This window comes from Streptomyces sp. NPDC056883, assembly GCF_042788835.1.
In the GTDB taxonomy this organism is placed as follows: Bacteria; Actinomycetota; Actinomycetes; order Streptomycetales; family Streptomycetaceae; genus Streptomyces; species Streptomyces stoeckheimensis.
This window is the reverse complement of sequence record NZ_JBHUBS010000018.1, coordinates 104,650-131,320: the sequence shown is the minus strand read 5'-3', so window position 1 is coordinate 131,320 and position 26,671 is coordinate 104,650. Positions and strand designations below refer to the sequence as shown.

General features: G+C 72.1%; 24 protein-coding genes and 2 pseudogenes. 14 read left to right on the top strand and 12 right to left on the bottom strand.

The annotated features are described in order from the left end of the window. Positions 1–297: 297 nt before the first annotated feature. Complete coding sequence (locus ACFRU2_RS33340; RefSeq protein ID WP_382979457.1) at positions 298–2,715, bottom strand: ATP-binding protein; 2,418 nt, start codon at positions 2,713–2,715, stop codon at positions 298–300. A 300-nt stretch (positions 2,716–3,015) separates the two neighbouring features. Here ACFRU2_RS33340 and ACFRU2_RS33335 point away from each other — a divergent pair, with 300 nt between their 5' ends. Beyond that, the gene (locus ACFRU2_RS33335) at positions 3,016–4,488 is read left to right on the top strand and encodes a phosphatidylinositol-specific phospholipase C domain-containing protein (RefSeq protein WP_382979454.1); all 1,473 of its coding nucleotides are present in this window, start codon (positions 3,016–3,018) and stop codon (positions 4,486–4,488) included. Positions 4,489–4,807: 319 nt separating this feature from the next. Then, positions 4,808–5,632 carry a hypothetical protein gene (locus ACFRU2_RS33330; RefSeq protein ID WP_382979451.1) on the top strand — a complete coding sequence of 275 codons (825 nt, stop codon included), beginning with the start codon at positions 4,808–4,810 and terminating at the stop codon, positions 5,630–5,632. A gap of 101 nt (positions 5,633–5,733) precedes the next feature. Here the strand turns inward: ACFRU2_RS33330 and ACFRU2_RS33325 are convergent. Together ACFRU2_RS33325 and ACFRU2_RS33320 are read right to left on the bottom strand one after the other, a co-directional pair. Beyond that, positions 5,734–6,017 (bottom strand): annotated as a pseudogene (locus tag ACFRU2_RS33325) (LuxR C-terminal-related transcriptional regulator); the annotation flags it as partial. Positions 6,018–6,134: 117 nt separating this feature from the next. Continuing rightward, positions 6,135–6,257 carry a hypothetical protein gene (locus tag ACFRU2_RS33320; RefSeq protein WP_382979448.1) on the bottom strand — a complete coding sequence of 41 codons (123 nt, stop codon included), beginning with the start codon at positions 6,255–6,257 and terminating at the stop codon, positions 6,135–6,137. Between the two features lie 95 nt (positions 6,258–6,352). Here ACFRU2_RS33320 and ACFRU2_RS33315 point away from each other — a divergent pair, with 95 nt between their 5' ends. Then, entirely contained in the window at positions 6,353–6,868 is a 516-nt protein-coding gene (locus ACFRU2_RS33315) for a hypothetical protein (protein WP_382979445.1), read from the top strand. Positions 6,869–7,157: 289 nt separating this feature from the next. On the opposite strand, the gene ACFRU2_RS33310 is transcribed toward ACFRU2_RS33315, so the two are convergent. Together ACFRU2_RS33310 and ACFRU2_RS33305 are read right to left on the bottom strand one after the other, a co-directional pair. After that, on the bottom strand, positions 7,158–8,318 hold the full coding sequence (locus ACFRU2_RS33310) for a sensor histidine kinase (RefSeq protein WP_382979442.1): 1,161 nt from the start codon (positions 8,316–8,318) through the stop codon (positions 7,158–7,160). Then, positions 8,315–8,977: a response regulator transcription factor gene (locus ACFRU2_RS33305; RefSeq protein ID WP_382979439.1), complete on the bottom strand. Its 663-nt coding sequence runs from the start codon at positions 8,975–8,977 to the stop codon at positions 8,315–8,317. The genes ACFRU2_RS33310 and ACFRU2_RS33305 overlap by 4 nt, the downstream gene beginning before the upstream one ends. A 175-nt stretch (positions 8,978–9,152) precedes the next feature. Between ACFRU2_RS33305 and ACFRU2_RS33300 the strand changes: the two genes are divergently transcribed. From ACFRU2_RS33300 to ACFRU2_RS33285, 4 genes are all read left to right on the top strand, one after another. After that, complete coding sequence (locus tag ACFRU2_RS33300) at positions 9,153–10,091, top strand: ATP-binding cassette domain-containing protein (protein ID WP_382979436.1); 939 nt, start codon at positions 9,153–9,155, stop codon at positions 10,089–10,091. Then, positions 10,088–11,620: an ABC transporter permease subunit gene (locus ACFRU2_RS33295; RefSeq protein ID WP_382979433.1), complete on the top strand. Its 1,533-nt coding sequence runs from the start codon at positions 10,088–10,090 to the stop codon at positions 11,618–11,620. The genes ACFRU2_RS33300 and ACFRU2_RS33295 overlap by 4 nt, the downstream gene beginning before the upstream one ends. Beyond that, the gene (locus ACFRU2_RS33290) at positions 11,617–12,378 is read left to right on the top strand and encodes an ABC transporter permease subunit (protein ID WP_382979429.1); all 762 of its coding nucleotides are present in this window, start codon (positions 11,617–11,619) and stop codon (positions 12,376–12,378) included. Before ACFRU2_RS33295 ends, ACFRU2_RS33290 begins: the two co-directional genes overlap by 4 nt. Positions 12,379–12,592: 214 nt before the next feature. Continuing rightward, positions 12,593–13,744 carry a HEAT repeat domain-containing protein gene (locus ACFRU2_RS33285; RefSeq protein WP_382979426.1) on the top strand — a complete coding sequence of 384 codons (1,152 nt, stop codon included), beginning with the start codon at positions 12,593–12,595 and terminating at the stop codon, positions 13,742–13,744. 105 nt (positions 13,745–13,849) lie between these two features. Here ACFRU2_RS33285 and ACFRU2_RS33280 read toward each other — a convergent pair whose 3' ends face one another. Further along, on the bottom strand, positions 13,850–14,431 hold the full coding sequence (locus ACFRU2_RS33280) for a TetR/AcrR family transcriptional regulator (protein WP_382979423.1): 582 nt from the start codon (positions 14,429–14,431) through the stop codon (positions 13,850–13,852). 97 nt (positions 14,432–14,528) lie between these two features. Here ACFRU2_RS33280 and ACFRU2_RS33275 point away from each other — a divergent pair, with 97 nt between their 5' ends. The 7 genes and pseudogenes from ACFRU2_RS33275 (at position 14,529) to ACFRU2_RS33245 (ending at position 18,755) form a co-directional block, all read left to right on the top strand. Then, a complete protein-coding gene (locus ACFRU2_RS33275; RefSeq protein ID WP_382979420.1) occupies positions 14,529–14,978 on the top strand; it encodes a VOC family protein in 450 nt (149 codons plus the stop codon). A gap of 100 nt (positions 14,979–15,078) precedes the next feature. Next, entirely contained in the window at positions 15,079–16,794 is a 1,716-nt protein-coding gene (locus tag ACFRU2_RS33270; protein WP_382979418.1) for a dihydroxyacetone kinase family protein, read from the top strand. Between the two features lie 219 nt (positions 16,795–17,013). Next, positions 17,014–17,232 (top strand): hypothetical protein, encoded by a 219-nt coding sequence (locus tag ACFRU2_RS33265; RefSeq protein ID WP_382979415.1) that lies wholly within the window; start codon positions 17,014–17,016, stop codon positions 17,230–17,232. A gap of 8 nt (positions 17,233–17,240) precedes the next feature. Further along, on the top strand, positions 17,241–17,432 hold the full coding sequence (locus ACFRU2_RS33260; protein WP_382979546.1) for a hypothetical protein: 192 nt from the start codon (positions 17,241–17,243) through the stop codon (positions 17,430–17,432). After that, positions 17,429–17,491 (top strand): annotated as a pseudogene (locus ACFRU2_RS33255) (hypothetical protein); the annotation flags it as partial. The gene ACFRU2_RS33260 and the pseudogene ACFRU2_RS33255, both read left to right, overlap by 4 nt. 93 nt (positions 17,492–17,584) lie before the next feature. Beyond that, positions 17,585–17,860 (top strand): ATP-binding protein, encoded by a 276-nt coding sequence (locus tag ACFRU2_RS33250; RefSeq protein ID WP_382979544.1) that lies wholly within the window; start codon positions 17,585–17,587, stop codon positions 17,858–17,860. Between the two features lie 97 nt (positions 17,861–17,957). Next, positions 17,958–18,755 carry a methyltransferase domain-containing protein gene (locus tag ACFRU2_RS33245; RefSeq protein ID WP_382979412.1) on the top strand — a complete coding sequence of 266 codons (798 nt, stop codon included), beginning with the start codon at positions 17,958–17,960 and terminating at the stop codon, positions 18,753–18,755. Between the two features lie 240 nt (positions 18,756–18,995). Here the strand turns inward: ACFRU2_RS33245 and ACFRU2_RS33240 are convergent, their stop codons facing one another. From ACFRU2_RS33240 to ACFRU2_RS33215, 6 genes are all read right to left on the bottom strand, one after another. Next, positions 18,996–19,265, bottom strand: coding sequence for a hypothetical protein (locus tag ACFRU2_RS33240; RefSeq protein WP_382979409.1), 270 nt, complete (start codon positions 19,263–19,265; stop codon positions 18,996–18,998). Continuing rightward, positions 19,265–19,501 carry a hypothetical protein gene (locus ACFRU2_RS33235; RefSeq protein WP_382979406.1) on the bottom strand — a complete coding sequence of 79 codons (237 nt, stop codon included), beginning with the start codon at positions 19,499–19,501 and terminating at the stop codon, positions 19,265–19,267. Before ACFRU2_RS33235 ends, ACFRU2_RS33240 begins: the two co-directional genes overlap by 1 nt. 460 nt (positions 19,502–19,961) lie before the next feature. Continuing rightward, positions 19,962–23,468, bottom strand: a complete 3,507-nt coding sequence (locus tag ACFRU2_RS33230) for an NB-ARC domain-containing protein (protein WP_382979403.1) — start codon at positions 23,466–23,468, stop codon at positions 19,962–19,964. Positions 23,469–23,662: 194 nt separating this feature from the next. Then, positions 23,663–24,364: a hypothetical protein gene (locus ACFRU2_RS33225; protein WP_382979400.1), complete on the bottom strand. Its 702-nt coding sequence runs from the start codon at positions 24,362–24,364 to the stop codon at positions 23,663–23,665. A 47-nt stretch (positions 24,365–24,411) separates the two neighbouring features. Further along, on the bottom strand, positions 24,412–25,200 hold the full coding sequence (locus tag ACFRU2_RS33220) for an endonuclease/exonuclease/phosphatase family protein (RefSeq protein WP_382979397.1): 789 nt from the start codon (positions 25,198–25,200) through the stop codon (positions 24,412–24,414). Continuing rightward, a complete protein-coding gene (locus tag ACFRU2_RS33215) occupies positions 25,191–26,471 on the bottom strand; it encodes a hypothetical protein (protein WP_382979394.1) in 1,281 nt (426 codons plus the stop codon). Before ACFRU2_RS33215 ends, ACFRU2_RS33220 begins: the two co-directional genes overlap by 10 nt. Between the last annotated feature and the right edge of the window lie 200 nt (positions 26,472–26,671).

The window sequence follows — 26,671 nt, the reverse complement described above, 5'->3', positions numbered from 1 at the left end:
CGGGCGGCACGGCGCGGAGGCTCTCCTGGACGAGCAGGCCCGGCCCTACACCAACGGCGCGGCCGCCCGGTACTGGGCGGTGCAGCGCCGGCTGCGGCAGGACGGGCGAACTGCCCCTGCCCGGTTCGTCGACCACCCGATAGGCCACCGTCGAAGACCCGGCCCGTACGGCGTGGCGCGGTCTGGTCCGGGCCCGGCCGGAACGCCCCCGTTCCAGGGGTTGATCTCGTAGCCGTGCCCGGCCGGCGCCGGACAGCAGCAGAAAGCGACGAAGGCCCGTACCAGACCATACGGGCCTTAAGCGGTGCTGGCGGCGGCTTCCAGGGTGCTGAGCTCGGCGGCGGCTTCGAGCTGTCGGGGGTGGTTCAGCCGGACCAGGGCCTCGTGGGCGGCCGTCAGGGTTTCCAGGGCCTCCTCGTGACGGCCGAGGTGACGCAGGACGACGCCCAGCTCGAGCCGGGCGGTCTCGCTCCAGAAGGACATCGGGTTCGCCGCACGAAGGGTCAGCACCTCACGCAGCGGGGCTTCCGCCTCGCGCCACCGGCCGAGCGCGGCCAGGTCGTTGCCGACGTTCTGGCTGACCAGGGCCAGGTAGGAATTGCTCACTCCGGTCGGGCGCCCCGGGATGCCCGCCCGGCAGAGCGCCTCGCTGCGGCGGTGGATGGCCAGCGCCTCCTCGGGCCGGCCGTCCATGCGCAGGACCTGGCCCAGCGAGTTGAGGGCGGTGAGTTCGGCCAGCCTGCTCTCGCCGCAGGACAGCCCGGCGAACTGTGCGACCGACGACCTCAGCCGGGCGACGGCCTCCCCGGTCCGACCGAGCCGTTGGAGCGCCCCCGCGCCGTATCCGAGCGCCCAGCCCACCTGGAGCTCGTCGTCCGCCTCCCGGGCCGCCTCCAGAGCGGTGTCCGCGGAGGCCAGCGCTCCGACGTAGTCGAAGACGCACATGTTGCGGGCCCAGGCGAGGTAGTTCAGCTGCACGGCCACCTCACGGGTGCTGCCCAGCGCCCGGGCGGAGTCGGCGGCCCGACCGAACACCTCGGCCCACAGCTCCCAGTCCATGGTGGCGTCGGAGAACCAGTGCATCGCCTCCGCCGCGTCGACGACCTGCCGGTGACGGCCGGTCGACTGGGCGTGGCGCAGGGCCCCGAGCCACTGGGCCCGTTCCTCCTCCAGCCAGGCCCGGGCCTGGTCGCGGCCGACCGGTGCGGTGGCCGGGTCGGGGTCGCCTTCCTCGTCGCTCTGGTCGGCGGCCGACCCGTACTCGGCCTCGAAGTGCAAGGCGGCGGCGGTGGCCCGGCGCAGCGTCCAGCGGGCGGCCCGGTCCTCGGCGGCGGCGATCTCCTCGGGCCCGTCCTCCTCGGCCGACTGCTCGGCTGCGAACAGGCGCAGGAGGTCGTGGTAGCGGTAGCGGTCAGCGGTGGGGTGGGACTGGAGGAGGCCGGCATCGACCAGGCCGTCGGCGTACCGGGCGGCCGTGCGGGTGGGCAGGTCGGCCAGTAGGGCGGCGGTCTGGGGGCTGAAGTCGGGGCCGTCGGCCAGGCAGGAGCGTCGGAAGACGGTCTGTGCCTGCGGGCTCAGTTGCCGGTAGGAGAGGGCGAAGGCGGCCCGGACCTCGAGTGAACCGGCCTTCAGGGTGTCGAGGCGACCGCCTTGTTCGGCGAGTTGGGTGGCGAGTTTCGTGATGTGTTCGGTGGGGCGGGCGGCGAGGCGTTGTCCGGCGATGCGGACGGCGAGGGGGAGGTGGCCGCAGAGGTCGGCGAGGTCGCGGGCGGCCTGGGCTTCATGTGCGACGCGGTGGGGGCCGATGATGCGGGTGAGGAGTTCGACGGCTTCCTCGCGGCGGAGCAGGGCGAGTTCGGTGCGGTGGACGGCTTCGAGGCCGGCGAGGGCGTGGCGGCTGGTGACGAGGGTGAGGGAGGAGCCCTCCCCCGGCAGCAGGGGCCGTACCTGGTCCTCGTCCGCGGCGTTGTCCAACAGGAGCAGGACGCGCCGGTCGCGTACGAGTGAGCGCAGGAGGCCGCTGCGGTCGTCGGTGTCGGCGGGTACGTCGGTGGCGCCGAGGGCGCGCAGCAGGCGGGCGAGGGCGTCGCGGGGTGAGGTGGGTTGCAGGTCCATGCCGCGCAGGTCGAGGTGGAACTGCCCGTCGGGGAAGTGGGGTGCGAGGGTGTGGGCGGCGTGCACGGCGAAGGCGGTCTTGCCCAGGCCGGGCTGCCCGCAGACCACCGCCACCGGCGGACGGTCGGGGTCGGACCGCTCGGCCAGGGCCGCCAGCCGCGCCAGGGCGGGCCCGCGGGCGGTGAAGTCGTGCAGGTCGCGCGGGAGCGCGAGGGTGTGGCGGAAGGCGGGGTCCGGGGCGGTGGCGCCCGCCGTGCCGGCGCCTTCAGACGGCCCGGCCGCCGGCTTCCCACCGGACTCCCCCGCCGGGCCGGCGCCCGCGTACGAGCCGGCCGGCCGTTCAAGGCGCGCGCGGGGCCGTCCCCGGCCGGCAATCCGTTCCAGTTCCTCCGTGCCGGTCGCGTCCAGCCCCAGCGCCGCGGCCAGGGCCGCCACAGTGCGCCGCTGCGGCCCCCGGGACCGGCCGCGCTCCATGTCCGACAGGGCCCGCACGCTCACCCCCGCGACGTGCGCCAGCTCCTCCTGGCTCTGCCCGGCGTCCGTGCGCAGGCGGAGCAGGTGCTCGCCGAACCCGCCGGTGGCCGGTGTGTCCGTCCCCATGCCCGCTCGTCCCCCGGTGCTGCGCGGACCGGCCGGTCCGCCGGTCCTTTCATCCGGCAAAAGTATGCCGGACCGTACTTCTGCCGGTGGAACTGCCTGGTTCGGATCGGCCGCCCGCGGTTGGCTGGGGCGACCCGGGAGGTGGCCCGACCAGCCTCCGCCCCGGTCCGGTCCGTCACCGCTCCGCCCGCGCTCCCATGTGCGGCTGCGCGCCGGGCACGGGGGACCTCCGTACACCCGGTCGCCGCCGTACCGCGCCCGCGGACGCCGGCGGCCGCTTCTATCCAGGGGAATTTCACCATGAGAACCAGTGGTACCGCGCTCCGTCCGGGCGCCGACCGCCGTGCCCGCCTGCTGCGCCTGCTCGCCCTGCCGGCGCTCGCGCTCCTCGTCCTGGCCTCGGTGCTGACGGCTCCCACGGGGGCGGTGGCGGCGAGCAGCAAGTACGGGAACGCGCGCTACCACCAGTGGTCGTTCGTGACCTCCCACAACGCCTACGCCAACACCGACGTGAACTGGCCGTTTCCGGCGCCGAACCAGTCGCAGAGCATCAAGGAGCAGCTCGAGGGCGGGGTGCGCGGGCTGATGCTCGACACGTACGACCCCAAGGGCACCGGTCCCGTCGAGCTGTGTCACGGCGGCACGTCCCTGTGCTACGAGCAGTTCAACTCCGCGCTGCTGACCGTCGTGAACTTCCTGCAGAAGAACCCGCAGGAGGTGGTGACGATCTTCCTGGAGAACTACGCGAGCCGCGAGACGCTCAGCAAGACGGTCACCGACCTGCTGGACGCCAAGGGCGCCGGCAAGATGCTCTTCGACCAGAACGACTGGGGCATCTTCAGCAGCAACTGGCCGCGGCTGAAGGACATGGTCGCCGCCAACCAGCGCCTGGTGATCTTCCAGGACAGCTGGGGTGACGTGGCCGCCGGCTCCGGCACCCTGATGAACACCTGGTCGCACACCGTGGAGAACCGGTACAGCTACGGCCTGGGTCAGCCGTTCGGCTGCGAGTCGCGGAACGGCAATCCCCTGAAGACGAACCCGATGCCGGGGACGACCGGCCTCACCCCGCTGTTCACCATGAACCAGTTCAGCTCGGACAACCCCGACCCGAAGTCCTACGCCAAGATCGACAACGGCACCCAGCTCAAGAGCCGGATCGAGAAGTCGTGCCGGCCCGCGGCGGGCGGCCGCAACCCGAACTTCGTCGCGGTGGACTACTACCAGCTCTCCGACAACTCGGGCCTCACGCCCGTATCGGTGGTCGATGAGCTCAACCGCGACAACTACGTCTTCGAGCCCGACCCGGCGGTGTGGACCGTCAACGACGCCAAGCAGTACGTCAGCACCTACGGCACCAACCGCTGCATGGTGCGCGGCGACGAGTTCCCCGACGGCTCCGGCGGCCTGGTCACGCAGCGGGCCTGCGCGAACCCGGCGCCCAGCAGCCACCAGTGGACGGCCACCAAGCCGAACTACGACGGCAAGGGCTACTACTGGATCAAGGCGGGCAACGGCTCCTGCCTGACCGTCCCGTACAACAACGGGACCCCGCCCGGCGACGGCACGCAGCTCTTCTGGTGGCCCTGCGAGACCAAGTGGTTCTCCGGCAGCCAGCTGTGGAACGTCATGCCGACCAACACCGACAGCAACGGCCAGTCCCACGGCTACTACTTCATCAACCAGTGGACCGGCAAGTGCCTGACCCTGGACCCCGGCACGTCGACGGTCAAGGCCGGCAAGGTCACCCAGGCCGCCTGCCCCAAGCGCTGACGAGGAGCGACGTACGACCGGACGCCCGGTCCGGCACCGCAGGTGGGTGGTGCCGGACCGGGCCGTTCCCGTGTCCGCCGGCGGTACTCAACCGTCGGCGCGGGCGGTGCACGCAGGCGCTGCCGGCCGCTGTCGGCCTCCCTGATCCGGAGCGGGACGGGAGGCACGTACACGGCGCCGCGCCGGGCATCGTCGGGGGCTTTGGGCTCTCGCTGCCGAAGGAACCGATCGTGAGCGGCACCCTTGAGGCCGACCCCGGGGCGGCGCCCTTTGCACCTGCGGATATCGTCGGTCGCTCACGACATCCCCGGGGGGACACATGTACGCGCGAACGATCGCCTCGATGGCGCTCGGCACCACGGCCCTGCTCGCCATGACGGCCTGCGGACCCGACGTGGAGAGCGCGAGCGGCGCCTCGACACCGGCGGCGACGCCGTCCGCCGCTCTGGACACCCTGCCGGTCGACCAGATCCTCGCCAAGTCCGGCGCGGCCATGGACGCGCTCCAGTCGGTCCACGTCACGGGCACCCTGTCCAACACGACGGACGGAAAGACCGCGGACGGAACGCCGGTGGCCGCCGGCACGTCCATCAAGATGGACCTGTCCGTCGACACGAAGGGCAACTGCCGGGGCACCATGCACGTGGCGGGAACCGGGGCGCTCAGCATCATCAGGACGGCCGAGCTCGTCCACGTCAACGGGGACGCCGAGTTCTGGCGGAACATCGCCGCACAGAAGAAGGCCTCGAAGAAACAGGAGAACGCGGTGGTCGGCGCGTTCGCCGCGCGCTGGGTCCGCATTCCCACCAGCAACCCGCAGGCCCGCCAGATGTCCGCCGCCTGCGACCAGGTCACCCCGTTGACGAGCGTCGGCGCGAACGCGGTCAAGGCCAGGGAGAGCGGGACCTCCCTGATCGACGGCAGGGCGGTGGTCGCGGTCTCCGCGCAGACCGCGCAAGGCCAGGACGAAACCTACTGGATCGCCACCGAGGGCACCCCCCACCTCCTCAAGGCCCTGGTGGGCGGGGAAACGGCCGGAGAGATCGCCTACTCGGCCTTCGACACCCCCGTCGACACCACACCCCCGGCGGACTCCGAGGTCATCGACATCGCGAAGCTCACACCGACCGGCGCGGGCTCCTGACCCTCCAGCGAGCGAAGCGTTGTGCCGCGTACCAATGTGGGTTCCGGCCGCCCGCTGGCGGTCGGTTTGAGGAGGCCTTGGCCAACTGGGCGAAGGCCTCGTCACGCCCGCAGGAAGGCGAGGACCGCCAGCACCCGCCGGTGGCCGTCGGTGTCCACCGGCAGGTCCAGCTTCGCGAAGATGTTCCCGATGTGCTTGTTCACGGCCGCCTCGCTGATGAACAGATGCGCGGCGAGACTGGCGTTGGTACGGCCCTCCGCGATCAGGCCGAGGACTTCGCGCTCCCGGGGCTGAGCCGCTCCAAGGGATCCTGGCGGAGCCGTACGAGCTGGTGGATCACCTCGGGGTCCACCACCGTCCCGCCGGCGGCGACCCGTTCGATCGCGGCGATGAAATCGGTCCTTCCCTGAACCCGCCCTCACACGCGAGCGGGGCCTTCCGCCGGATCCGGTGGAAGGCCCCGCAACCGACGTCTCTCCGAGGGCCGGCCGCTAGTCGGTGGTCAGGAGGCCCGGTCGAAGGCCAGCGCCGCGTTCGGGCAACCGGCCGCGTACCGCAACAGCGCCTCGCGCTCGGCCTGGTCCACGGACAGCGCCCACCGTGGCCCACTTGGCCCTCCCGACATCGTCCAAGTCCTGCCCATCGTCCGGACGGTGCTCAAGGCCGGAGTGCCTGCCTGTCGCGCCGGCCTCACCGGACCGCGCGTCCTAAAGTGCGGGCATGAGCGACCGCGGCGCAGGAACCGATGTCCCGCCCGCCGACATGTGGGCAGAGCGGCTCAAGGAACGCATCTACGCCTCTCTCACCTTGCTCGCCGTGCTCGTCGGCCTGACCCAGGGCAGAGACCCCTCCCACCTCGGCGCGGCCGTGTCGGTGGCGGTCACCGCCCTCGGACTGTGGCTCGCAACCCTGGTAGCCGACTTCCAGGCCCATCCCGTCGTACACGGAACCCACGTGACGGCTCGTGAGACTCGTCGGCTCCTGTTCACTAGCGCCCCACTGCTGACGTCCGCCATCGGACCACTGGTCCTGATCGGCCTGTCCGCCCTCGGCGCTCTGCCCCTGACCACGGCCCTGTGGATCTCCGTGGGATCGGAAGTCGCCGCTTTGGCGGCGTGGGGCACGGTGGGAGGACGGCGACTCGGTGCCCGCCCGCTATCCGCGATGCTGGGCGGCGCCCTCAACGCCATGATCGGCCTGGGCGTCGTCGCCGTGAAACTTCTGGCCGGACACTGAACCCAGATCTTCAACACCGAACACGCCGACTGGCGCCGGGGCACCGAGGCCGCCTTCCGCGACCAGGAACGCGAGGGACGCCTGGAGGGCCCTAAAGCGGGTCCGGAACCCTGACCGGGGAGCACGCCGCCGAGCTGGAAAGCTGGGGATCGTCTGCGACACCGCCGGCGCCGCCTTCGCCGAGAACCTTGACGCGCGGGCCCACTTCGAGCAACACGGGACGCCGGCCACGGCAACCTGACGATGGCTCGACCGCCGATGGCCGGAGGGCCGCCACGGGTTAAGGCCGTCAGGCTGGGCCACCGAGCACGGAAGGGAGCCGTTCGGTGGGCAGGCTCGGACCTGGGGAAGGTGGGTGGGGGAAGCGTGCGGTGATGGTCAGGCCGCCTTCGGGGCGTGCGCTGGTGGTGAGGGTGGCGTGGTGCGCCTGGGCGATGGCCGCGACGATGGCGAGACCGAGGCCGAAGCCGTTGTGGTGGCGGTGACGGCCGGGTGTCAGTTTCTGGAAGGGTTGGAAGAGGCGCTGGATCTGGTCGTCGGGGATGACCGGCCCACTGTTGGTGATCGTCAAGGCCACCTGGGTGTCGGAGGTCTGAGTAGTGATCAGTACGTGCCCGTCCGGATGGTTGTGGCGGATGGCGTTGTCGACGAGGTTGGCGACGAGGCTTTCGATCAGTCTCGGGTCCCCGGCCGTCACTGCGGGCCTCAGGTGTTCGGCGAGGTCGATGCCTCCTTGTGCTGCCTGCTCGCGGCGCGAGGCGAGCACCTCTCTGACGACGTCGGCGAGGTCGAGCGTGTCCCTGCGAGCAAGGCCGCGTTCGCTGGTGGCCAGCTCCAACAGGGCTTGGACTAGCCGTTCTTGGTGTCCGCAGAGGGCGAGGGCCTCCTGGCAGGTCGAGCGCAGGGCGTCGGCATCGGCACCGGGGTCGGCGAGGGTGACTTCGAGGAGGGTGCGCAGGCCGGCGAGGGGGGTGCGCAGCTCATGGGAGGCATTGGCGACGAAGTGTCGCTGGGCGTCGAAGGAGGACTGGAGGCGGGCCAAGAGGTCGTCGAGGATGTGGCCCAGTTCGGTCAACTCGTCGGTGGGTTCGCCGAGGTCGAGACGCTGTTGGAGGTTTCCGGCGGAGATGGCGCTTGCGGTGGCGGCCATGGCACGCAGGGGCCGGAGGAAGCGGCCGGCGATGAACCAGCCGACAGCCAGGGCGATGGGGATGAGGACGCCGATCGCTACGGCGGAGCCGACGAGGAGCTGGTGCGGGCCGATGCCGCTCCCGGTGCCGGTGAGGGTACCTGGTGCAGTGCTGTGGACGGGCGTGGTCGACTGGATGCCGATCAGGGGGAGGGTGACGATCGCGATAACCACGATCCCCGCGCCGAAGACGCCCGCTGCGTAGAAGAGCGCGAGCCGGGCCTGCAAGGACCGCCTGGGGAGCGGCCGGGGGTCGGTCATGCCGGCCCGATCCGGTAACCGCCTTCGCGGACGGTCTCGATGACCGGCGGGTCGCCGAGTTTGCCGCGCAGCCGGTGCACGGTGTGTTTGACCGCAGAGGTGAAGGGGTCCGCCGCTTCGTCCCATACGCGTTCGAGGAGTTCCTCGGCGGGCATGACCAGGCCCGGTGAGGCGAGCAGGCATTCGAGGAGTGCGAACTCCTTCGGGCTGAGCTCGAGACGCCGGCCGGCGCGGAACGCCGCCCGGCGAGCCGGGTCCACGGTGATGTCCCCGTAGGAGAGGGTGGGCGGCAGTGGCGGGGTGGCCCGGCGGGCCAGGGCACGGACGCGGGCGACCAGCTCGGCGAACGCGAACGGCTTGGGCAGGTAGTCGTCCGCGCCGAGGTTGAGCCCGCTGACGCGGTCCTCGACCGTATCGGCGGCGGTCAGCATCAGCACGCGGGCGTCGGAGCGGTCGTCGGCGAGTTGTCGGCAGATCTCGTCCCCGTGGACGCCGGGCAGATCGCGGTCGAGGATCACCACGTCGTAGCGGGTGCGGGCCAGGCGGTCGAGGGCGTCGGTCCCGTCCAGGACGACGTCGACGGCCATGCCCTCGCGGCGCAGCCCGGTTCCGATGGAGCGCGCGAGAACCTCGAAGTCCTCGACGACGAGGACCCTCACCGCCGCTCACCGCCGGTCGTCGCGCGGGCGGGGCGGCGGCCGGGTCGAGGTGTCATGCCGTCAAAGATGCCAGATCCCAGGTCGCAGCCAGGTCGCAACCACTGCGACCGGGCTGCCACCTGGGACCACGTACAACCGTCGGCATGAATCCATTTCGAACCGTCAGGTCGCTGTGATGAGCGCCCCGGGGATCGTCGTCGCCGGGCTGAGCAAGCGCCGTGGGGCCGCCCTCGTGCTCGACGGCATGTCCTTCACCGTCCCTCCGGGAGTGGTGACCGGCTTCGTGGGGCCGAACGGGGCCGGGAAGTCCACGACGATGCGGGTGATCCTGGGCCTGGACGCGGTCGACGAGGGCAGCGCGCTCGTCGGGGGAAAGCCGTACCGCAGCCTTCGGTATCCGCTGCGGCACGTCGGTCCGCTGTTGGACGCGGCGGCTGTGCACCCCGGCCGGAGTGCTCGTAACCACCTGCTCTGGCTGGCGCATTCGCAAGGCTTGACCGCGCGACGGGTGGATCAGGTGATCGAGCAGGTCGGCCTGACGTCGGCGGCCCGCCGCGGGGCCGGCGGCTACTCGCTCGGTATGCGCCAGCGGCTCGGGATCGCTGCGGCCCTGCTCGGCGACCCACCGGTCGTCATGCTCGACGAGCCGTTCAACGGGATGGACCCGGACGGCATCATCTGGATGCGCGACTTCCTGCGGTCGCTGGCCGCTCAAGGCCGTGCCGTCCTGGTGTCCAGCCACCTGATGAGCGAGATGCAGGACACCGCCGACCGTCTCGTGGTGGCCGGGCGCGGCAAGGCCATCGCCGATGCCGACGTGGTCGACCTGATCGCGGCCGCCTCCGCAGGGCGGGTGGCCGTACGGACCACGGCCGGCCCGCATGCGAGGGCGGTGCTCGCGCGGGCGGGCGTGACCTTGGCGGCGGCCACCGTCCGCGACACCGTCACCGTCTCCGGCATGCCCGCGGACCGGATCGTGACGCTGCTGAGGGAGAGTGCGGTGCCGTTCTCCGAGGTGTCGGCACACCGTGCCACCCTCGAGGACGTCTACCAGGAACTCACCCGCGAGGCGGTCGAGTTCCGCGCCGCGACGCCCACGGAGGTACCGCGATGACCACCCCTGCCGTCACGGCTTCCCGGCCCGGCGAACGCGTCGGGCGGGACGGGTTCCTCCGGTTGCTGCACGCGGAATGGACCAAGTTCCGGACGATCCGGGGCTGGGTGGGCGGCGTGACGGCGGCGGCACTGATGATGGTGCTGGTCGCCCTGCTCGCCGGGGTCAGCGGCAACCAGAAGGGCTCGCCGCCCGTTCCGATCGGACCGGGCGGAGGGCCGGTCACCGACAGCTTCTACTTCGTGCATCAGCCACTCGCCGGAGACGGCAGCATCACCGTCTCCGTCTCCGCACTCGAGAGCAGCATCCCGAAGGGCCCGGGGGACCTGCGGCCCGGCACCGTGCCGTGGGCGAAGGCCGGGCTCATCATCAAGGAAAGCACCCGACAGGGATCGCCCTATGCGGCGATCATGGCGACCGGCAGCCACGGCGTGCGGATGCAGGACAACTACGTCAACGACACGGCCGGCCTCCCCGGTCCGGTCTCCGAAGAAGCCCCCCGCCGGCTGCGGCTGGACCGCTCGGGCGACACGATCACCGGCTACGCCTCCAGCGACGGTACGAAATGGACCGAGGTGGGAACCGTGCAGGTGAGCGGGCTCGGATCGACCGCGCAGGTCGGGCTGTTCGTAGCCTCTCCGCCCGCCGTGGAAGGCGGGGGCACGGCCGGCAGTGTGTCCACGGCCGTCTTCAGGGACCTTCACACGCGAGGGGGCTGGGCCGGTGGCAACTGGACGGGCAGCCAGGTAGGCGCCGAATCGCCGAGTTTCGCGGGCTACCCGGAGACCACCTCGGGTTCGATCACGGGCTCCGAAGCCCGGCTCACGGTGACCGGCGCCGGCGACATAGCGCCCGCCGTCCGCGACAGCCTGCCGACCGGAGGCCACCTCCGGGACCTCCTCACCGGCACGTTCGCCGCGCTGGTCGCAGTGATCGTCGTGGGGACCCTGTTCATCACCGAGGAGTACCGGAGCACGATGATCCACCTCTCCCTGGCCGCGCATCCGAAGCGGAGCCGGGTACTGGTGGCCAAGGCGCTCGTGGTGTGGACCGTCACATTCGTCGCCGGCTTGGTGGGGGCGATCCTTGCGGCTGCGTTCGGTGAGCGGCTCGCCCGGGACAACGGCGTCTACATCTTCCCCGTGTCGTCCGCGACCGAACTGCGGGTGGTGCTCGGGACCGCAGCGCTGCTCGCGACCGCCTCGGTCTTGGCCCTCTCCGTCGGCACCATCCTCCGGCACGGCGCGGGCGCGGTCACCACGGTCACCGTGGCCATCGTGCTGCCCTACATCCTGATCGCCATCCCGTTCATGCCCGCCGGCGTGTCCAACACCGTGGCCACGGTGACACCGGCTGCGGGCTTCGCCGTCCAGCAGACGCTCGTGTCATACGACCAGGTCGCGAGCAACTACACGCCCTACTACGGCTACTACCCACTGGCGCCGTGGGCCGGGCTCGCGGTCCTGGCCGCCTACGCGGCGGCAACCCTGGCCGTGGCCGCTGTCCTCCTCGACAGGAGGGACGCATGAGACCGGCGTTGCACGCGGAATGGACGAAGATGCGTACCGTCGTCGGCCCTCGATGGCTGCTGCTCGGCACCGTCGCGGTGACGGTCGCCCTGAGCGCCGTGGCGACTTCGGTGGTGAACTGCACGGCCGGCCGCTGTGGCGGCGACACGACCAAGCTCACCCTCACGGGCGTCCACCTCGGCCAGGTGCTGGTCGCCATCCTCGGAGTGCAGATCATCAGCGGGGAGTACGGCACGGGCATGATCCGCACCACCCTGACGGCCGTGCCGCGACGGGCCACAGTCTTCCGGGCCAAGGCCATCGCCCTCACCGGCGCCGTGGCCGTCAGCGGAACGGCCGCCGTCCTCGCGTCGGTGCTCGCCGGACGGCTCATCCTGCCCGACATCGGCGACCAGGCCCTGTCCTTGGCCGACGGGCCCACGCTGCGCGCAGTCTTCGGGACGGTCCTCTACCTGGTTCTGATCGGCCTTCTGAGCTTCGGCATCGCGACCGTCGTACGGGACTCGGCCACCAGCATCGGGGGCGTCCTCGGCCTGCTCTACATCGTCCCCGTCATCTCCCAGACCATCAGCGATCCGGACTGGCAGCATCTGCTCCAGCAGCTCGGGCCGATGAGTGCCGGGCTGTCCATCCAGGCCACCACCGATCTCGGCAGCCTGCCCATCGGCCCCTGGGCCGGCCTCGGAGTGACCGCGCTATGGGCCGCCGTCGCACTCGTTGCCGGCGGCCTTCTGCTGCGAAGACGCGACGCCTACTGAACTGGAATGCATCATGTCGGTCAGCCGTCCATGACCAGGCCGGCGCTGGCGAGGCAGCGGTCGACGAGGTCCCGGAAGTCGCCCCATCCAGAGCCCTTCGGCTCGTTCATCCCAGGAGAAGAGGCTGGCGGAGCAATGCCGAGATGATCTGGCTCCCGACGGACCGCGAGGAAATCCGTTGGCTGTCGGTGTTCCCTGCTGGAACGATCCTGGGATGACCGACCACCGTGACGCCGTCCTCCGCCTGTGGGGTCGCCAGCTCTACGAGCGTCAGGGCGAGCCACTCGCCTGGGCGGAGGCGGTCCTGAATGCCACCGGTCGCCCGCCGACCGCCGTCACCGCGGCAATGTCCGGCCGATTCGACGCCCTCGCTGATTCCCCACCGGACCACGCAGGGCTGCTGTTCCGTACGGTCGCCAAGCTGGCCGCGAACCTGCGGGGCGACGGCCGATACGACGCGGACGTCGGCACCCGAATCGGCCCGCTGGCCCTGCGGTTGGGCGAGCTCGAACCAGCGCTCGCCGGCCCGCTAGGGGACGCACTCGGCCATCCGCCGGACGGGCCGACGTCCCTCGTCACCGTCCACGCCGCCGAGCTGAGCCAGAACCGCGCGATCCGGCTGCGGGCGATCGACGCCCTGCTGGAGTGGGCCGAGCTCGGCCATCCGCAGGCCCGAGCGGCCCTGTCCGAGGTCGCATCCGACCACCGGACGCAGGATGTCACCGTCTGGACCAAGGCACTCAACCGGATCACCCTGTTCGGCGACGCGAGCGTCGAACCGGGCCTACTGCGCGCGCTTGCAGACACCGGGCACCGCGGGGTGCGGTGGTCGGCGCTGGCCTGTGCCGAACTCGGCTTCCGCCGGGCCGTTCCGCTGATCACCGCCCTGCTGGAGCATCCCGATCCGATGGTCCGCGAGGGTGCCTGCGAGGCGCTCGGCCTCTTTGAGGAACACGCCGCCGTGCCCGCCCTGGCAGCCCGGCTGAACGACGAGACCAACTGGGTACGCAGCAGGGCCGCCCTGGCGCTCGGCCAAATCGGCGGCGACCGGGCACTCGCTGTGCTCTGGCAGGCCATGATGGAACGCCGGAACCCGAAGGCCAGTCATCTCGCCTCAGCGATCGCTGCCTTCGGCCCGCCGGTCGTGGACGACCTGATCGCCCTCACCACCGATCCCGACCCGGACCTCCGAGCACTGGCCTGCCGCGCGCTCGGCTCCACCGCCGACGACCGGGCCCTGACGGCACTGGAACGCCTCGCCGCCCACGACCTCGCCCGAACCACCCTCGGCGGCCTCGTGGCAACCGCCGCCAAGCAGGGACTGCGGACCGCGCACCGCATTCGCGCGCGCACCGCCTCGACCTGAGCTCGACACTCGTCTCCACTGACGTTCACTCTGAACCCCGTTGGTCGACCTGACCGCACAGCGGCTGCACCAACTCGAAGGAACGCTGAGCGTCTGCGCGAGACATCAGGTCGGGGTACGCAGTCCCGCCAGAAGCCGGTCGAGTGCCTGCTCCGTGGCCTGCGGGTCTCCGCCCCGCGCGATCCAGAGCGCGGCCTCGTTCATCGCCCCCGAGAGCAGCCGGGCCAGGGGCTCCACCGGCTCATCGGCGATGAGCCCGGCGGCGGCGAGCGCCGTCAGGGCCTCCGCAAGGTGCCGGGCGGAGGACTCCTCGTCCAGGGCCCGCCACTCGTCCCAGCCCAGGACGGTCGGCGCGTCGACCAACAAGATCCGCCGCACCGCCGGGTCGCTCCCCGCGGCGAGGAAGGCCCGGCAGCCGGCCCGGAGCTGCTCCCAGAGGTCCTCGTACTGCTCGGCTGCGGTCGCGACCTGCTCCCCCAGTTGCTGCTGGACCTCGGCGACTACGGCACGGAAGAGCCCTGCTTTGCTGTCGAAGTGGTGGTAGGCGGCCCCCTTGGTGACCCCGGCGGACCGCGCCACCTCGGCCAGCACCACGTGGTGGTACCCGTCGGCGGCGAACCGCCGCTGCCCTTCGGCCAGCAGCGCCTGCCGCGTGGCGGCCCGCTGTTCCGCACGGTTGATCGCCATCGTGTGCACTTCCCCTTCCATTTCGCGTACCGGGGGTATGCTAACTCCACGGTTCACATACCCAGGGTATGTGAAATAGAGGTGGAGGACGTCTGCCATGACGAACGAACTCACGACCATGCCCACGGCCAAGCTGGGCGGTTTCTACCCCGTGCTCGCCACCCGGGACGTAGCGGCCTCCCGTGCCTTCTACACCCGCCACCTCGGGTTCGAGGTGACCTTCGAGGCAGACTGGTACGTCAGTCTGCGCCGCCCCGACGCCCCGCAGTACGAGCTGGCACTCCTCGACCACACCCACCCGACCGTCCCCGATGGCCACCGGGTCGCGCTCAGCGGCGGCTTGCTGCTGAACTTCGAGGTGGACGACGTGGACTCCGAGCACCAGCGGCTCGTGACGGAGGCCGGCCTACCCGAGGTACTGCCGCTGCGTACGGAGGAGTTCGGCCAGCGCCACTTCATCCTCGCCGCCCCCGATGGTGTCCTGATAGACGTCATCACCGTCGTCCCGCCCAGCGAGGAGTACGCAGCCCAGTACACCAACGCCTGATCGAGTTGATCCCCACCCGCGCTTGCAGGCGCGCGCAGTTCCCGGGCGCCCCGCCGCAGGCACCGGTCCGGTGCCGGTCGCACAGAGAGATTGCTGAAGCATGAAGAAGCTGATCAATGATCCGCAGCATGTGGTGCGGGAGATGCTGGAAGGCATCGCCTGGTCGCACCCTGAGATCTCCCTCCTGGACGGTGAGACCGTCGCGGTGCGCTCCGACCTCCCGCGGACGGTCGCGGTCGTCTCCGGCGGAGGCGCGGGACACGAACCCGCACATGTGGGCTATGTCGGCGAAGGGATGCTCACCGCGGCCATCTGCGGTGACGTCTTCGCGTCGCCCTCGGTCGATACCGTCCTCGACACCGTCCGCACCGTGCAGAGCCCTGCCGGGGTCCTGCTCATCGTCAAGAGCTACACCGGCGACCGGCTCAACTTCGGTCTCGCGGCCGAGCTGGCGCGCGCCGAGGGCATCGACGTACGGACCGTCACGGTCGGCGACGACGTCGCTCTCGCGGCCGACGGCGAGTCCGCCGGCCGCCGCGGCCTGGCCGGGACGGTCCTGGTCCACAAGGTCGCCGGTGCGGCCGCCGCCGCGGGCGCGACTCTCGACGAGGTGGCCCGGGAAGCCGAGGCGGTCGCGGCGGCGGTCGGCACCATGGGCGTGGCCCTCGGCCCGTGCACCGTTCCGGCGGCAGGTCGGCCGAACTTCGAACTCGGCGCTGACGACCTGGAGCTTGGCCTGGGCATCCACGGTGAGCCCGGGGTGCGCCGGGTACCCGTCGAGCCTGCGGACCGGCTCGTCGCGACCCTCCTGGAGCAGATCGTCACCGACCGCAGCCTCACGGCAGGGGACCGGGTCGCCCTCCTGGTGAACGGCCTCGGCGGTACGCCGCCCATGGAGCTCGCCATCGTCACCCGCGGCTGCGCCCACTGGCTGGCCGAGCGCGGCCTGGTCCTGGAGCGCGTCTGGACGGGCAGCTTCCTCACCGCCTTGGAAATGCCGGGCTGTTCCCTGTCCGTGTTGCCGGTCGACGACGCCGTACTCGCCCGGCTCGACGCCCCCACCACGGCCCCGGCCTGGCCTGCGCAACACCAGGGCCGGGCTGCCCGCGCCGTCGGCCGCGTCTCGAAGCGAACCCGCCCCGACACCACGGGGCACGTCGGCTCGGACCGTACGAACGGAGCTCGCGAAGCGCTGCGCGGCCACGTGGAGAACGTGTGCCGGACCCTGTCCGAGGCCGAGCCGGAACTCACTGCCATGGACCGTGAAGTGGGCGACGGCGACCTGGGCACCAGCCTGCTGCGCGGCTCCGAGGCCGTTCTGCGGGACTACAACACGTACGGCGACACCGCAGCCGCCGTCCTGCGCGGCATGGCCGCCACGGTGCGCCGGGCGATCGGCGGCACCTCGGGCCCGTTGTACGCCGTACTGCTGATGCGTGCCGCCGCGGTCATCGAAGAGGCGGAAGCGGCCGGCGCCGCCCCCTCAGCCGAGGCGTGGTCCCGAGCGCTCGCCGAGGGCACGAACGAACTCGCTCGACTCGGCGGCGCACAAGTCGGCGACCGGACCATGATCGACGCCCTGGTCCCCGCCGCCGAGGCCCTGCGCGACGCGCTCGCCAAGGGCTGCGACGGCAGGACGGCGCTGACCCGCGCGGTGGAAGCGGCGAACTTCAGCTCGGCGGCCACCGCCACGCTCGTCCCCCGGCGCGGTCGCTCCAGCTACCTGGGCGACCGGGCACTCGGCCACCCCGACCCCGGCGCGGTGGCGGTCGCCCGCTGGCTCACGGCTTTGCTCGACAGCCCGCCGCCGCGCTGACCCGGGCAGGGGCCGCCCGCACTCCGACTCGGGCGGGCCCTGGCCGAAGGCGGGCCCACCCCGTCGCATCGTCCCTGGCCCGCGCCGCGCTCCGGGCCGCCGTGACGACTGCGGCATTCGGGTGACACCACGAGAAGGAGACCGTATGGCCGTCGGCCGTCGCGGCTGTCGGGCCTGCGAGTGCGGGGGCGCGGTGTCGCCCTCCGCGGAGTGGGACCGGTGGGAGTGGTCGCGGCGCGGGTCACGCTCGGCGCACTCGTCCTCCTCCCGTTCGCCCTGCGCCGCGGCGGCCTGGTCGCTCTGCTGCGCAGGCGGTGGCGCGCGCTGGCGGTGGTGGAGCTGGCGGCGCCCTTCCTCCTCATCGCGTTCGCCGAGCGGAACCTTCCGACCGGGACCACGGGTGCGCGTCCGCCTGCTACGCCGTGGGGGCCCTGCTGATCAACCGTGTGTTCCCGACGGAGCCCGCCAGCACGCTCACCGCGGCCATGCTCGCCCTGGCCGCGTTCACCGAGCCGGCTCCCCGCCTGACAGCCGGATCCGCTCTCGCCCTGCTCGTCCTCGGCGCGGCCTGCACGGCGGGCGGTTTCGCCGCCTTTTCGCGCTCGTCAACTCCGCTGGCGCGGCGAGAGCCGCTCTGATCACCTATTTCGCGCCGGTCGTCGCCGTCTCGGCGGGCACGCTCGCCCTCGGTGAACGCCTCACCCTGCGCGCGACCCTCGGCACGGGCTTGATCCTGCTGGGCGCGCTCCTCGCATTGCGGACTTCGGGGCTGACAGAGATGGAGAACATCATGCAGTGCACCACCCTCACACTCAGCCTGCCCCGCTGTCCGCAGGCGGTGGCCACCGCCAGACATGCCGTCCGGGGCCTGGCCGCGGCCGACCCGAACCTGCGCGACCGTGTCGCGCCGGCCGTGACCGAGACCGTCGCCAACGCGGTCCGGCACACCCAGGGCGGGTCCGTGGAGCTCATCGCAGGTACCGACAGCGCCGGACTGTTCGTGGCCGTCTTCGACGAGGACCCAGCCGCCGCACCGCGGCCCCGCCCCGGGTTCGAACTGCTGTGACATCATGACGCCACAGCGACTGGCGGCCCGGGTGGAAGCAACCATGAGGGAGCGGTCTGCGGGGTCCGGCCGCCTGGGTGCCCGCTGAGGAGCTGTCATGAACGCCTTCTCGGATGTCGACGGCAGCGGGCGGGACCGGGAACTGATCGACTACCTCGATCAAGTCGACCGTGCCCTGCGCGCGCCGCACGGGCCCAAGCAGAGGCTGCGTGCGGGGCTCGTGCCGACGCCCGGCGGCCGGGTCCTGGACCTGGGGTGCGGTGCCGGGCACGAGCTGGTGCAGCTGGAATCCGACGGCATGCGCGCGTACGGCGTGGATGCCAGCGCCGCGATGCTGGCCGCGAGCCGGGACCGCCTGCAATCCCTGGGGCACCCGGCGAGGCTGGTCCGTGCCGATGCCCAGCGCCTGCCCTTCGCGGACGGGTACTTCGACGGATGCCGGATCGAGCGCGTGCTGCAGCACGTGGCCGACCCGGCGGCCGTACTGGCCCAGGCCCACCGGGTGCTGCGGCCCGGCGCCGTGATCGGGATTCTCGAGCCGGACTGGGCCTCCCTCACCCTTGCCTCCCGCGACCGTGAGACGGCACGGGCAGTGGCCGACCAGGCCGGCCGGCACATCCCCCACCGGGACATCGGAAGGCACCTGCGCAGACTCCTGGCCCACAGTGGCTTCGACCGGATACACGTCGAGGTCGAGCTCATGGCCTACAACTCCGTCGAAGAACTCTCCCGGATCATCTCCCTCGACGACATCACCGATCAGGCCCGCGACACCGGCCGCATCGAACCCTCCCGCGCCACAGCCTTCCTCGACGAACAGCACGCACTGTCTGCAGCCCGTGCCTTCCACGCCACCCTCCACCGATCCACCCTCGCCTGGGCACACCGTCCCTGATTCACCGACCCCGCAGTGCGGCGGCGCGGCGGCACAAGTCGCGACAGGCCGGTCTTCAGCATGGCAACGCTGATCTCGCGTACCAGGCGCAAGTGGGGACCGGCATCCCGGGCGGGACAGAACGACGGAGGCATCCCCCGGGCTCGCCCACGCCCAACAGATGGGTGTTGGCGGCGAGCATCGGACCGAACCCCTCCAGCTCGGGCCTCGTCGGCTCCTCGGCGAACGCCCCCGCGAGATTCAGACCTCGATGTACGCCACGACCACCACGGTGCGCAGCGCTGTGACGAAGTACAGGACGCGGACGGCTTCGACCTCGTCGGCGTACTGGCGCAGCTGGGGGCCCGTGGTGTCGCCGGGGATCGGGTCACCGACGTCCGGGTCTACGGAGATGACGACCAGGGCGCGGTCCAGGGCGTGGATCTCTGCCTCGCTGGTGAGGTTCTCCAGCTGCTTGGCTGCGGCGTCGGAGAAGGCGATGCGGGCGCGGCGGCGTCCGTGTCCCGGCATCAGGCGACGGCGGGACGGTGGGCGGCGAGCCGGACGAGGTGGGCCTCGCGCAGATCCTCCCAGGGCGTGCAGAGCTCCGGGTCGGGCAAGCCGTTGGTGGCGACGTCCTCCAGGACGGCGGCGAACTGGTCGGCCTGGGCGCGGGTCCTGGCCGCGTACGCGCGTACCGCGTCGGCGGCCGCGGGCTCCAGTAGCTGCCGGGAAACAGGATCGGCAGGTGCCGGCTCTTCGCTCATCGAGGACTCCATGGGCCGAACGGGCTTGTCCGACTACGGTATCGCCAGGTGCGCCGGCCCGGGACCACTCCTGGCAAAGCCGGGGCGTGTGGAGAAGTGTCGCCACGGTCCGTAGTGAACGTGCGTACGCGCCGCACAGGCACTTGGCGGCGTCGGACGTGGTGATGAGGTAAGCGCCCTCTTCCCGTCGGCGTGACGCGAAGCAGCACGGCCTCGGTCCCGGCCGAATGCCATGGCTGCAGGCAGGAGCAATCCCCCGCTCACGGCCGGGTCATCATCGGGTTGGTGAGAGGCGGCCCTCCTGGCCGGGGAACGTTGGCGCCGATCAGCCGACAAGTACCCGCAGGCCCCCCGCACATGCCACACCATCAGCTGCCTACAAGCACCGGCGCAAGCGGAGGCGACGCCACCCATGTACTCGATGGCCTTGACCGGCTCGGTGCCCTGTGGGGGTGCCGCCTCAGGGCAGGAACTCGTGTGCGTGCAGGCCGCGTTCGCCGACGGCGACGAGACCGCGGCCGTCGGGCAGCCAGACGCAGGAAATGAGCGGCGTCTCGGCGCGGACGCTGGCGACGGTCCGGCCGGTGGCGGCGTCCCAGACGCGGAGCAGGGAGCCTGCGGTGGCGATCCACTTGCCGTCAGGGGAGACCGCGAGGCCGTTGACGGGGCCGTCGGGGTCGGCGACGGTCGTCAGGAGAATGCCGGTGAGCGGGTCCCACTGGCTCACGTCTCCGCTCAGGGACGCGGTGAGGAGGCGGGTGCCGTCGGGTGTGACGGCGAGGCCGGTGAGTTTCTCGACTCGGTGGATCTGGACCTGGCGGGCGACGCCGGCGCGGCCCCCCGCGAGGCGGATCACCTGCACCAGGGACTCGGCGTCGTTCCGGCCGCGCCGCGGCCGGTGGCGCAGGACGGCCAGCCAGGACCCGTCGGGTGCGACGGTGATGGTGTGCGCCCGGCTATCGGCATCCCACGGACCTGGCACGGTGGCGGTTCGCACCTGCGGCAGACGGTTCCACAGCTGGAGCGCTCCCGCGGAGTCGGCGACGGCGAGCCATCTGCCGTCGGGGGCGACGGCGAGGGCCTGCGCGGTGGTGGACGGGCCCAGTGGGAGGACCGCGGGGTCCACGTCCGCCGGCTGGTCGATGGTCTTGATCTCCACACCGTGAAGGTGGCCCGCCGCGTACCAGCTGCCGTGCGGCGCGAAGGCGACCGGTCCTCGGTACTCCCCGCGACGTGAGGACAGGGGGCTGCTCCAGGTGTCACCGTACGGGTCACACAGCCTGATGCTTCCGTCGCGGTGGGCGACGGCCAGCCGCTCGGCGTCGTCGACGACCGTGACCGTCCGCATTCCCTCGCCGGCGCCGAAGCGGCTCCTCTCAGGCCCACTGCTGTCCCAGACCCTTACCGTTCCGTCCTCGCCGGTGCTGATCACCCGGCCGCCGTCCGGTGTGACCGCGACGGCGTGGACCGGGCCGGCATGGGCGGTGTACCGGGCGCGGCACTCCCGTGTAAGCCGGTCCCAGACCGCGACGGTGCCGTCCTCGCCGCCGCTGGCCAGCCACGTGCCGTCCGGCGAGACCGCCACCGCGGTGGCGGGGCCTCTGTGCGCGGAGATCTGCGACGTGTGGAGGGGCGGCGTCTCGTCCCAGATCTGCAGCACGCCGTTCGCCTCGGCGGAGACGATCCAGTTGCCGTCCCGCGCGATGGCGATGGCGTTCACCGGAGCGCCGGCGGTGGGACCGCGGTCCTGCACCTGGGCGAGGTCCGCGGACATCAGCCGGACTCGCCGGAGGCCGCCGACGGCCAGCCACGCACCGTTGGCGGAGAACGCCACGCAAGTGTGCTCGTCACCCTGCTGGACGTTCTGGGCGAGGTGGGTCCCGCTCCAATCCCAGATCTCCAGAGTGCCGTCCGTGGCGACGGTCGCGATCCGGCTCCCGGAGGCCGCCATGGCCCGCACCGATGCCCCGCGGCCGCCGACCGGCCCGAGGGTTCTCGTCGGCGGGGTGGACCGGTCGAAGGTCCATGTGTGGAAGGAACGGCCCGGCCCGCCGGTGACCAGGTCGGTGCCGTTCGGGGCGACCGCGAGGACCCGAAAGCGGCCGGGGCCCCGGACGTCCACGGTGAACTCGCCGCCGATCTCGGGGTCGAGCCCTCGGGCCATCCCCTCGGCTCCGACGGTGATGAGCGACGTGCCGTCGGGCCGGAGCCCGACGGACCACACGGGTCCGGTGTGGCCGAGGAACGTGCGGAGCAGCGCCGGTTCGGGCAGGTCCGGCGGGGTACTGCGGTTGCGCAAGAGCGGTCGGGCCGCGATCTCGGGGGCGGCCCGCCGGCCCGCGATCCGGTCGCGCCACAGCGGCAGCCACTCCAGGCGGTTGTGCAGGACGTTCGTCAGGAGCTCGGGCGGGTCGGTCGGGGTGAGGAGGTGGGCGGCTCGGGTGAGATCGTCGGCCAGCCGGGTCGCGTGCCGTGTGGGGACGTCGAACAGGTCGGCCCAGGCCGCCATGGGGCCGCGTTGGTGAAGTCGGGTCTCGATCCAGCGCAGGTCGCTCGCGACGCGCTCCGCGTCATCCGTCCGCCCTGCGGCGAGCAGGTGCTCGATCGCGTGGTCCAGGACGTATCCCTCGGACGACTCCCAGGGACGGGGTCCGAAGGCATCGGCGAGCGTGCCGTGCAGCGCGGTCGCGGCCGGTTCGCCCAACTCCTTGTGCAGATAGTCGCGGAGCACGTCGTGGATCGCGACGCGGCCGCCGTGGTCAGGGGTGAGCGAGATCAGGGAGAGCCGGTCGAACGCGGCGCAGAGCGTACGGCTCTCGTCCTCCGTCAGACCGCTCGTCGCCGTCCACAGCCGGGCGATCAGCGGGACGGGGATCGACTCGTCCTCCGCGAAGACGGACAACTCCGCGAGGCGCCGGTCACCACCGGGCGGCAGCAGGGTCCGGGCCGCCTCCACTGTGGCCCGGACGGCCTGGGCGCGGCGGGCCGGATCGTCCAGGTCGAGCGTGGCCGGGTCGGAGTCGACCACGGCTGGGCCGTGCGCGACGAGCCCTTGCAGGGTCTCCGCCGCCGCGTGCTCCGGATCGGTGCCGGTGGCGATGCGGAGGCTGATCAGCCGGTTGGTGAGGCGCAGGAGCAGGGCCCAGCGTCCGGTCGCCTCCAGGAGGTCGCGGACGAGGGGTTCGGGTAGCGCGGGCAGGTCCCAGGTGAGGACCGCGCGGGCCTGAGCGGGGGACATCTGGTCGACGCGGACGCGTTCGGTGCCGCGCGGCAGGGCGCCGGGCACTCGGGTGGTGACGAGGCGGACGCAGCGGGCGCCGCCGCGCAGGAAGGGGTCGAGCTGTTCGGCATCCCAGACGTCGTCGAGGAGGAGGAGCGTGCGGGGGCGGCGGTCGAGGAGCCGGCCGAGGTGGTCACCTGCCAGGCCCGGGTCGTCGAAGGCCGTCGTGTCGCCGGTGACGAAGCGGGTTGCCTCGGCCACCTTGGCGGCGATCGCCGCCCGGCCGCGGACGTCACGGCCGATCGTGATGACGTAGATCCGGCCGCGGAAGCGCCGCCGTACGCGCGGACTCGCGGCCACCGCCCGGGCGAGGACCGTCTTGCCGAAGCCGCCGGCGCCTTCGAGGGCGGTCGTGATGGCGACGGTACGGCTGCCGCGCCGGGTACGGCACACCGCTTTGACGGTGCGTGCCCGTTCGGTGCGGTCGATCACCCAGTCCGGAACGGCTTGCGCGGACGGGGCGGGCGGATCGTCGGCGGGCCGCTCCTGCCTCCAGGCCAGGACGGCGGCCACGAGGATCCCGGCGACGGCGAGTCCGGCGACCCACCACCACGGCTGCTGCCGGATGCGGTCGAGCACGCCGGGCCAACGGTCCTCGGACGTGGCGCCGTTGGCCGCGAGCGAGGCCAGTACGGCCACGGCCGCCGCGAGTCCGGCGAGCGATGCGCCCTTGACGGCACCGCGCACGGGCCACCTCCCTGTCCTGACTGCCCTGACGATAGCCAGGGGGCGGGGCGGGCGTCAGCCGGTGGCGGCAAGTACCGGCCGGGATGCCCGTGCCAGGGCCTGGTCGTAGCAGTGCAGGATCGGCCGGGTGGGGGCCGCTTCCGCAGTTCCCCCGCGGCCGGTGTCCGGTGCGCCACCCGTAGCGGCGCACCGGGTCACGGCCGTAGCAGTCCTTCAAGACCGGCCAGCCGGGCCAGGTACTCCCCCACCGTGAAGGGCGGTTTGCCCGTCATCGCCGCGCGCTCGGGGGAGTCTGCGTAGACATCAGTGGGGGTGGTGGGGTCGTGGCCCGGTTCCAGGTAGAGGGTCACCGTGCCGCCCGGCTCCTCGTTCCACGCCCGGTGCAGGGTCCGGGGCGGCAGGAAGTAGCTCGACCCGGTCCCGTACCGCGCTGTGTGGACCAGGCGCAGCCGCGCCGGTCCGACGGGGGTGAAACACCAGTCGGATCGCGCGGGACCGGGCGCCTCCCGGAAGTGGAATGCGGGCATCCCGCCGTCCGCGCAAGGCTCGTACAGGGCCATCCCGAGCGTTCCGCGCACCACCCGTGACCCCAGGGCGCAGCGGTGGTTGTGGATGTCCTCCCGCGACCGGTCGGAGGCGTCGCCGGGGTGCCAGAGGTGGGCCCGGAGCATGAACGCGGGGCCGCCGTCGAGGAGGAGGAGTTTGTCGAAGCCGAGGACGTGGGGGTAGGAGCGGCGGGCGCGCCCGGCCGGATCACCGCCGCCCTCGGCGAGTTCGGCGACCAGGGGCCGTAATCGGCCGGGGGTTCCCCAGTGGTCGACGAGGTCCTTGACCATCGCGCTCGACTCCCCTTGGGTCCCCTCCTTGCCGAGGGCGGCCAGTACAGCGCGTCGCACCCGGCGTGCCACAGGACCGTCGGGGGCCGCAGGGCCTGCGGGGCCGGTCATGGAACGTTCCCGAACGCGCACAGCAGCGCTTTGTGGTCGGAGAAGTTCGTGATGGCCTCGGCCCGCAGCGGCCGTCCCGCGTCGGCCGTGTGCAGCACGTCATCGACCGCCCCGCGCGGGTAGGTGACCCGGCCCGCCGTAGCACTGGACAGGGGCAGGGAGCCGCGGTCCAGCACCAGCGCCCGGTCTCCGGTGTTGAAGTCCCCGCAGACCAGAGCGGGTCCGCTGCGCGCACTGACGCGAAGATCGGCGGCGAGGGCGTCCCAGATCCCCTTGAACTCCGCTTCGCCCGGGTCACGGCCGAACAGGTAGAAGGGGAAGGAGTGCAGCGAGGTCACTCCGAGGTCCCGGTCGCCCCAGCGGCAGGTGGCGTGGACCAGGCCCTTGTCATGGCTGTGGATCTCGTTTCCCCCCACGACCGTGCTCAGCCCGGGGTTGGGCAGCAGGACGCGGCGCACGTCCCGCCAGGGGAAGCGGCCCGCGAGGGCGACTCCGCCGAGCCGCCCGGGGAAGAAGGACGAGGCGTGCAGGGGGAAGGTGACGACGTGCCGGAGCGCGGTCGTCTCTTGTACTCGGGACAGGAGCTCGGAGAAGCCCTGGGCGTCGAAGCCGACTTCCTGAAAGGCGACGACATCGACCCTCCGGTCGGTGAGCAGTGCGGCGACCTCGGCGAGCACCGCCGGGTCGGCCGGGCCCGCGTCCGCTCGCGCACTCACCCCCTCGTGCAAGTTCCAGCTGGCCACGACGAGTTCGTGGCGCTCCGCATTTCCTGCCCCTACAGCCATGTCGTGTTCCTCAAGGCGAAGTCCCGTAGGACCGTTGCTCCCTGGTAGGTCATCCAGATCGGCCGCGTCTGGTCGTGCCACCGCCAGGTCCCGTTGTCGCATCCTCGCAGAACCTCCGCCACGGCGGTGCGCAAGCGCTCTTGACTGGAAGGGAGTTCGTGGGTGATCGGCAGCATCAGAGCCCGGGCGACCCATGCGGCCGTGAAATGTCCGATCACCAGCACGTCCACGGTCCCGTCCCCCACCGGCCGGCGCAGTTGTTCGTCCGTGGTGCGCAGATCAGGATCCTCCTCGCACAGCCAGGTGAGGCCCGCGCGGATCTCGTTGCCGAGGAGGGCGCCCGCGGCCGGAACACGGGTCGCGTAGGCATGCAGGGCGCACACCGCGCGCGCCGTGTGCGCCACGGACCGGCCCGGTCCGCGCGCGCTCTCGCCCCAGTGCTGCCGCGCTCCGGCGCCGGTGCCGTCCCGGTGCCCGGCCCCGAGCAGGCGCTCGGCCAGCACGGGCAGCGCGGGTGAGGCCGGTGCCACTTCCGCGAGCGCGGTGAGAGCGGCCGTCACCACGGTGGTCCGATCCATGCCCATGGGGTCGTTCTCCGGGTCGAGCATGTCCTCCAGCACCCGGACCAAGGCGGAGCGCGTCGCACTGTCGACGAGTCCGGAACGGACCATGGCAGCAAGTACCCATGCGGTGATCTCCGGCCGTCCCCGGTCCCGCTGGGTGCTCGCGGCCCAGCCACCGCCCGGTTTCTGCAGGGCCAGCAGGGAGCCCAGGACGCGCTGCCGGTCTGCCCGTGGCTCCCGCACGTCGAAGGCGGTCAGGACGCGCAGCCCGTACGAGGTACCGACGGCGGTGGGCGGGACCTGGTGGTCGTCCAGGTACTGCGACCACCCGGCCAGTTCGGCGCCCTGCCGGGTGACCTCCCGGTACTCGGCCAGGACCCCGCGCACGGCGTCGCCGAGTACCTCGCGCGCGTCCACCGCGGGAGGCCTCCCGTCCGGGAGCGGCGGGGCGGGCGGCGGAGCGGGGGCCAGTCGCTGCCCCCAGACGTGCAGCAGCAGTCCCACGCACAGCGAGCAGAGCCCCGCGAAGACGATCCGCAAGGCCGAGGAGGCGAACCAGTCTTCGGGGAGCAGGTAGTCCAGGGTCGTCTTGAAGGCGACGAGGGCAGCGGTGAAGGGGGCCAGCGAAACCGCGGCCCTGGCCAGCCGCCGGGCGGGCCCGTCCGCCGTGGTCGCAGCAGCGAGACCCGTACGGCCGGTACCGATCAACGTCGCCCCCCGGTGACAGCGCCCCCAAGACCCGGCCAGGGTAGCCCCGCGCCGTCGGGCTCCACTACCCCCCGATCAGGTGCGGGGCAGTAGCCCGAGGAGTACGTAGGGAGGACTACGTAGGAGGGGGCGGGGGCCGGGGAGGCCGGCGGGGACCACGGCGAGCCAGTCGCGGCCGACGGTGATCCCGACCCTGCCTT

Coding starts and splice junctions, on each gene's coding strand:
- ACFRU2_RS33285 (WP_382979426.1), top strand. CDS start 12,593: ATGACCGACCACCGTGACGCCGTCCTCCGCCTGTGGGGTCGCCAGCTC.
- ACFRU2_RS33250 (WP_382979544.1), top strand. CDS start 17,585: ATGCAGTGCACCACCCTCACACTCAGCCTGCCCCGCTGTCCGCAGGCG.
- ACFRU2_RS33290 (WP_382979429.1), top strand. CDS start 11,617: ATGAGACCGGCGTTGCACGCGGAATGGACGAAGATGCGTACCGTCGTC.
- ACFRU2_RS33340 (WP_382979457.1), bottom strand. CDS start 2,715: ATGGGGACGGACACACCGGCCACCGGCGGGTTCGGCGAGCACCTGCTC.
- ACFRU2_RS33320 (WP_382979448.1), bottom strand. CDS start 6,257: ATGTCGGGAGGGCCAAGTGGGCCACGGTGGGCGCTGTCCGTGGACCAG.
- ACFRU2_RS33330 (WP_382979451.1), top strand. CDS start 4,808: ATGTACGCGCGAACGATCGCCTCGATGGCGCTCGGCACCACGGCCCTG.
- ACFRU2_RS33280 (WP_382979423.1), bottom strand. CDS start 14,431: ATGGCGATCAACCGTGCGGAACAGCGGGCCGCCACGCGGCAGGCGCTG.
- ACFRU2_RS33235 (WP_382979406.1), bottom strand. CDS start 19,501: ATGAGCGAAGAGCCGGCACCTGCCGATCCTGTTTCCCGGCAGCTACTG.
- ACFRU2_RS33295 (WP_382979433.1), top strand. CDS start 10,088: ATGACCACCCCTGCCGTCACGGCTTCCCGGCCCGGCGAACGCGTCGGG.
- ACFRU2_RS33245 (WP_382979412.1), top strand. CDS start 17,958: ATGAACGCCTTCTCGGATGTCGACGGCAGCGGGCGGGACCGGGAACTG.
- ACFRU2_RS33275 (WP_382979420.1), top strand. CDS start 14,529: ATGACGAACGAACTCACGACCATGCCCACGGCCAAGCTGGGCGGTTTC.
- ACFRU2_RS33315 (WP_382979445.1), top strand. CDS start 6,353: ATGAGCGACCGCGGCGCAGGAACCGATGTCCCGCCCGCCGACATGTGG.
- ACFRU2_RS33240 (WP_382979409.1), bottom strand. CDS start 19,265: ATGCCGGGACACGGACGCCGCCGCGCCCGCATCGCCTTCTCCGACGCC.
- ACFRU2_RS33335 (WP_382979454.1), top strand. CDS start 3,016: ATGAGAACCAGTGGTACCGCGCTCCGTCCGGGCGCCGACCGCCGTGCC.
- ACFRU2_RS33310 (WP_382979442.1), bottom strand. CDS start 8,318: ATGACCGACCCCCGGCCGCTCCCCAGGCGGTCCTTGCAGGCCCGGCTC.
- ACFRU2_RS33220 (WP_382979397.1), bottom strand. CDS start 25,200: ATGGCTGTAGGGGCAGGAAATGCGGAGCGCCACGAACTCGTCGTGGCC.
- ACFRU2_RS33270 (WP_382979418.1), top strand. CDS start 15,079: ATGAAGAAGCTGATCAATGATCCGCAGCATGTGGTGCGGGAGATGCTG.
- ACFRU2_RS33300 (WP_382979436.1), top strand. CDS start 9,153: ATGAGCGCCCCGGGGATCGTCGTCGCCGGGCTGAGCAAGCGCCGTGGG.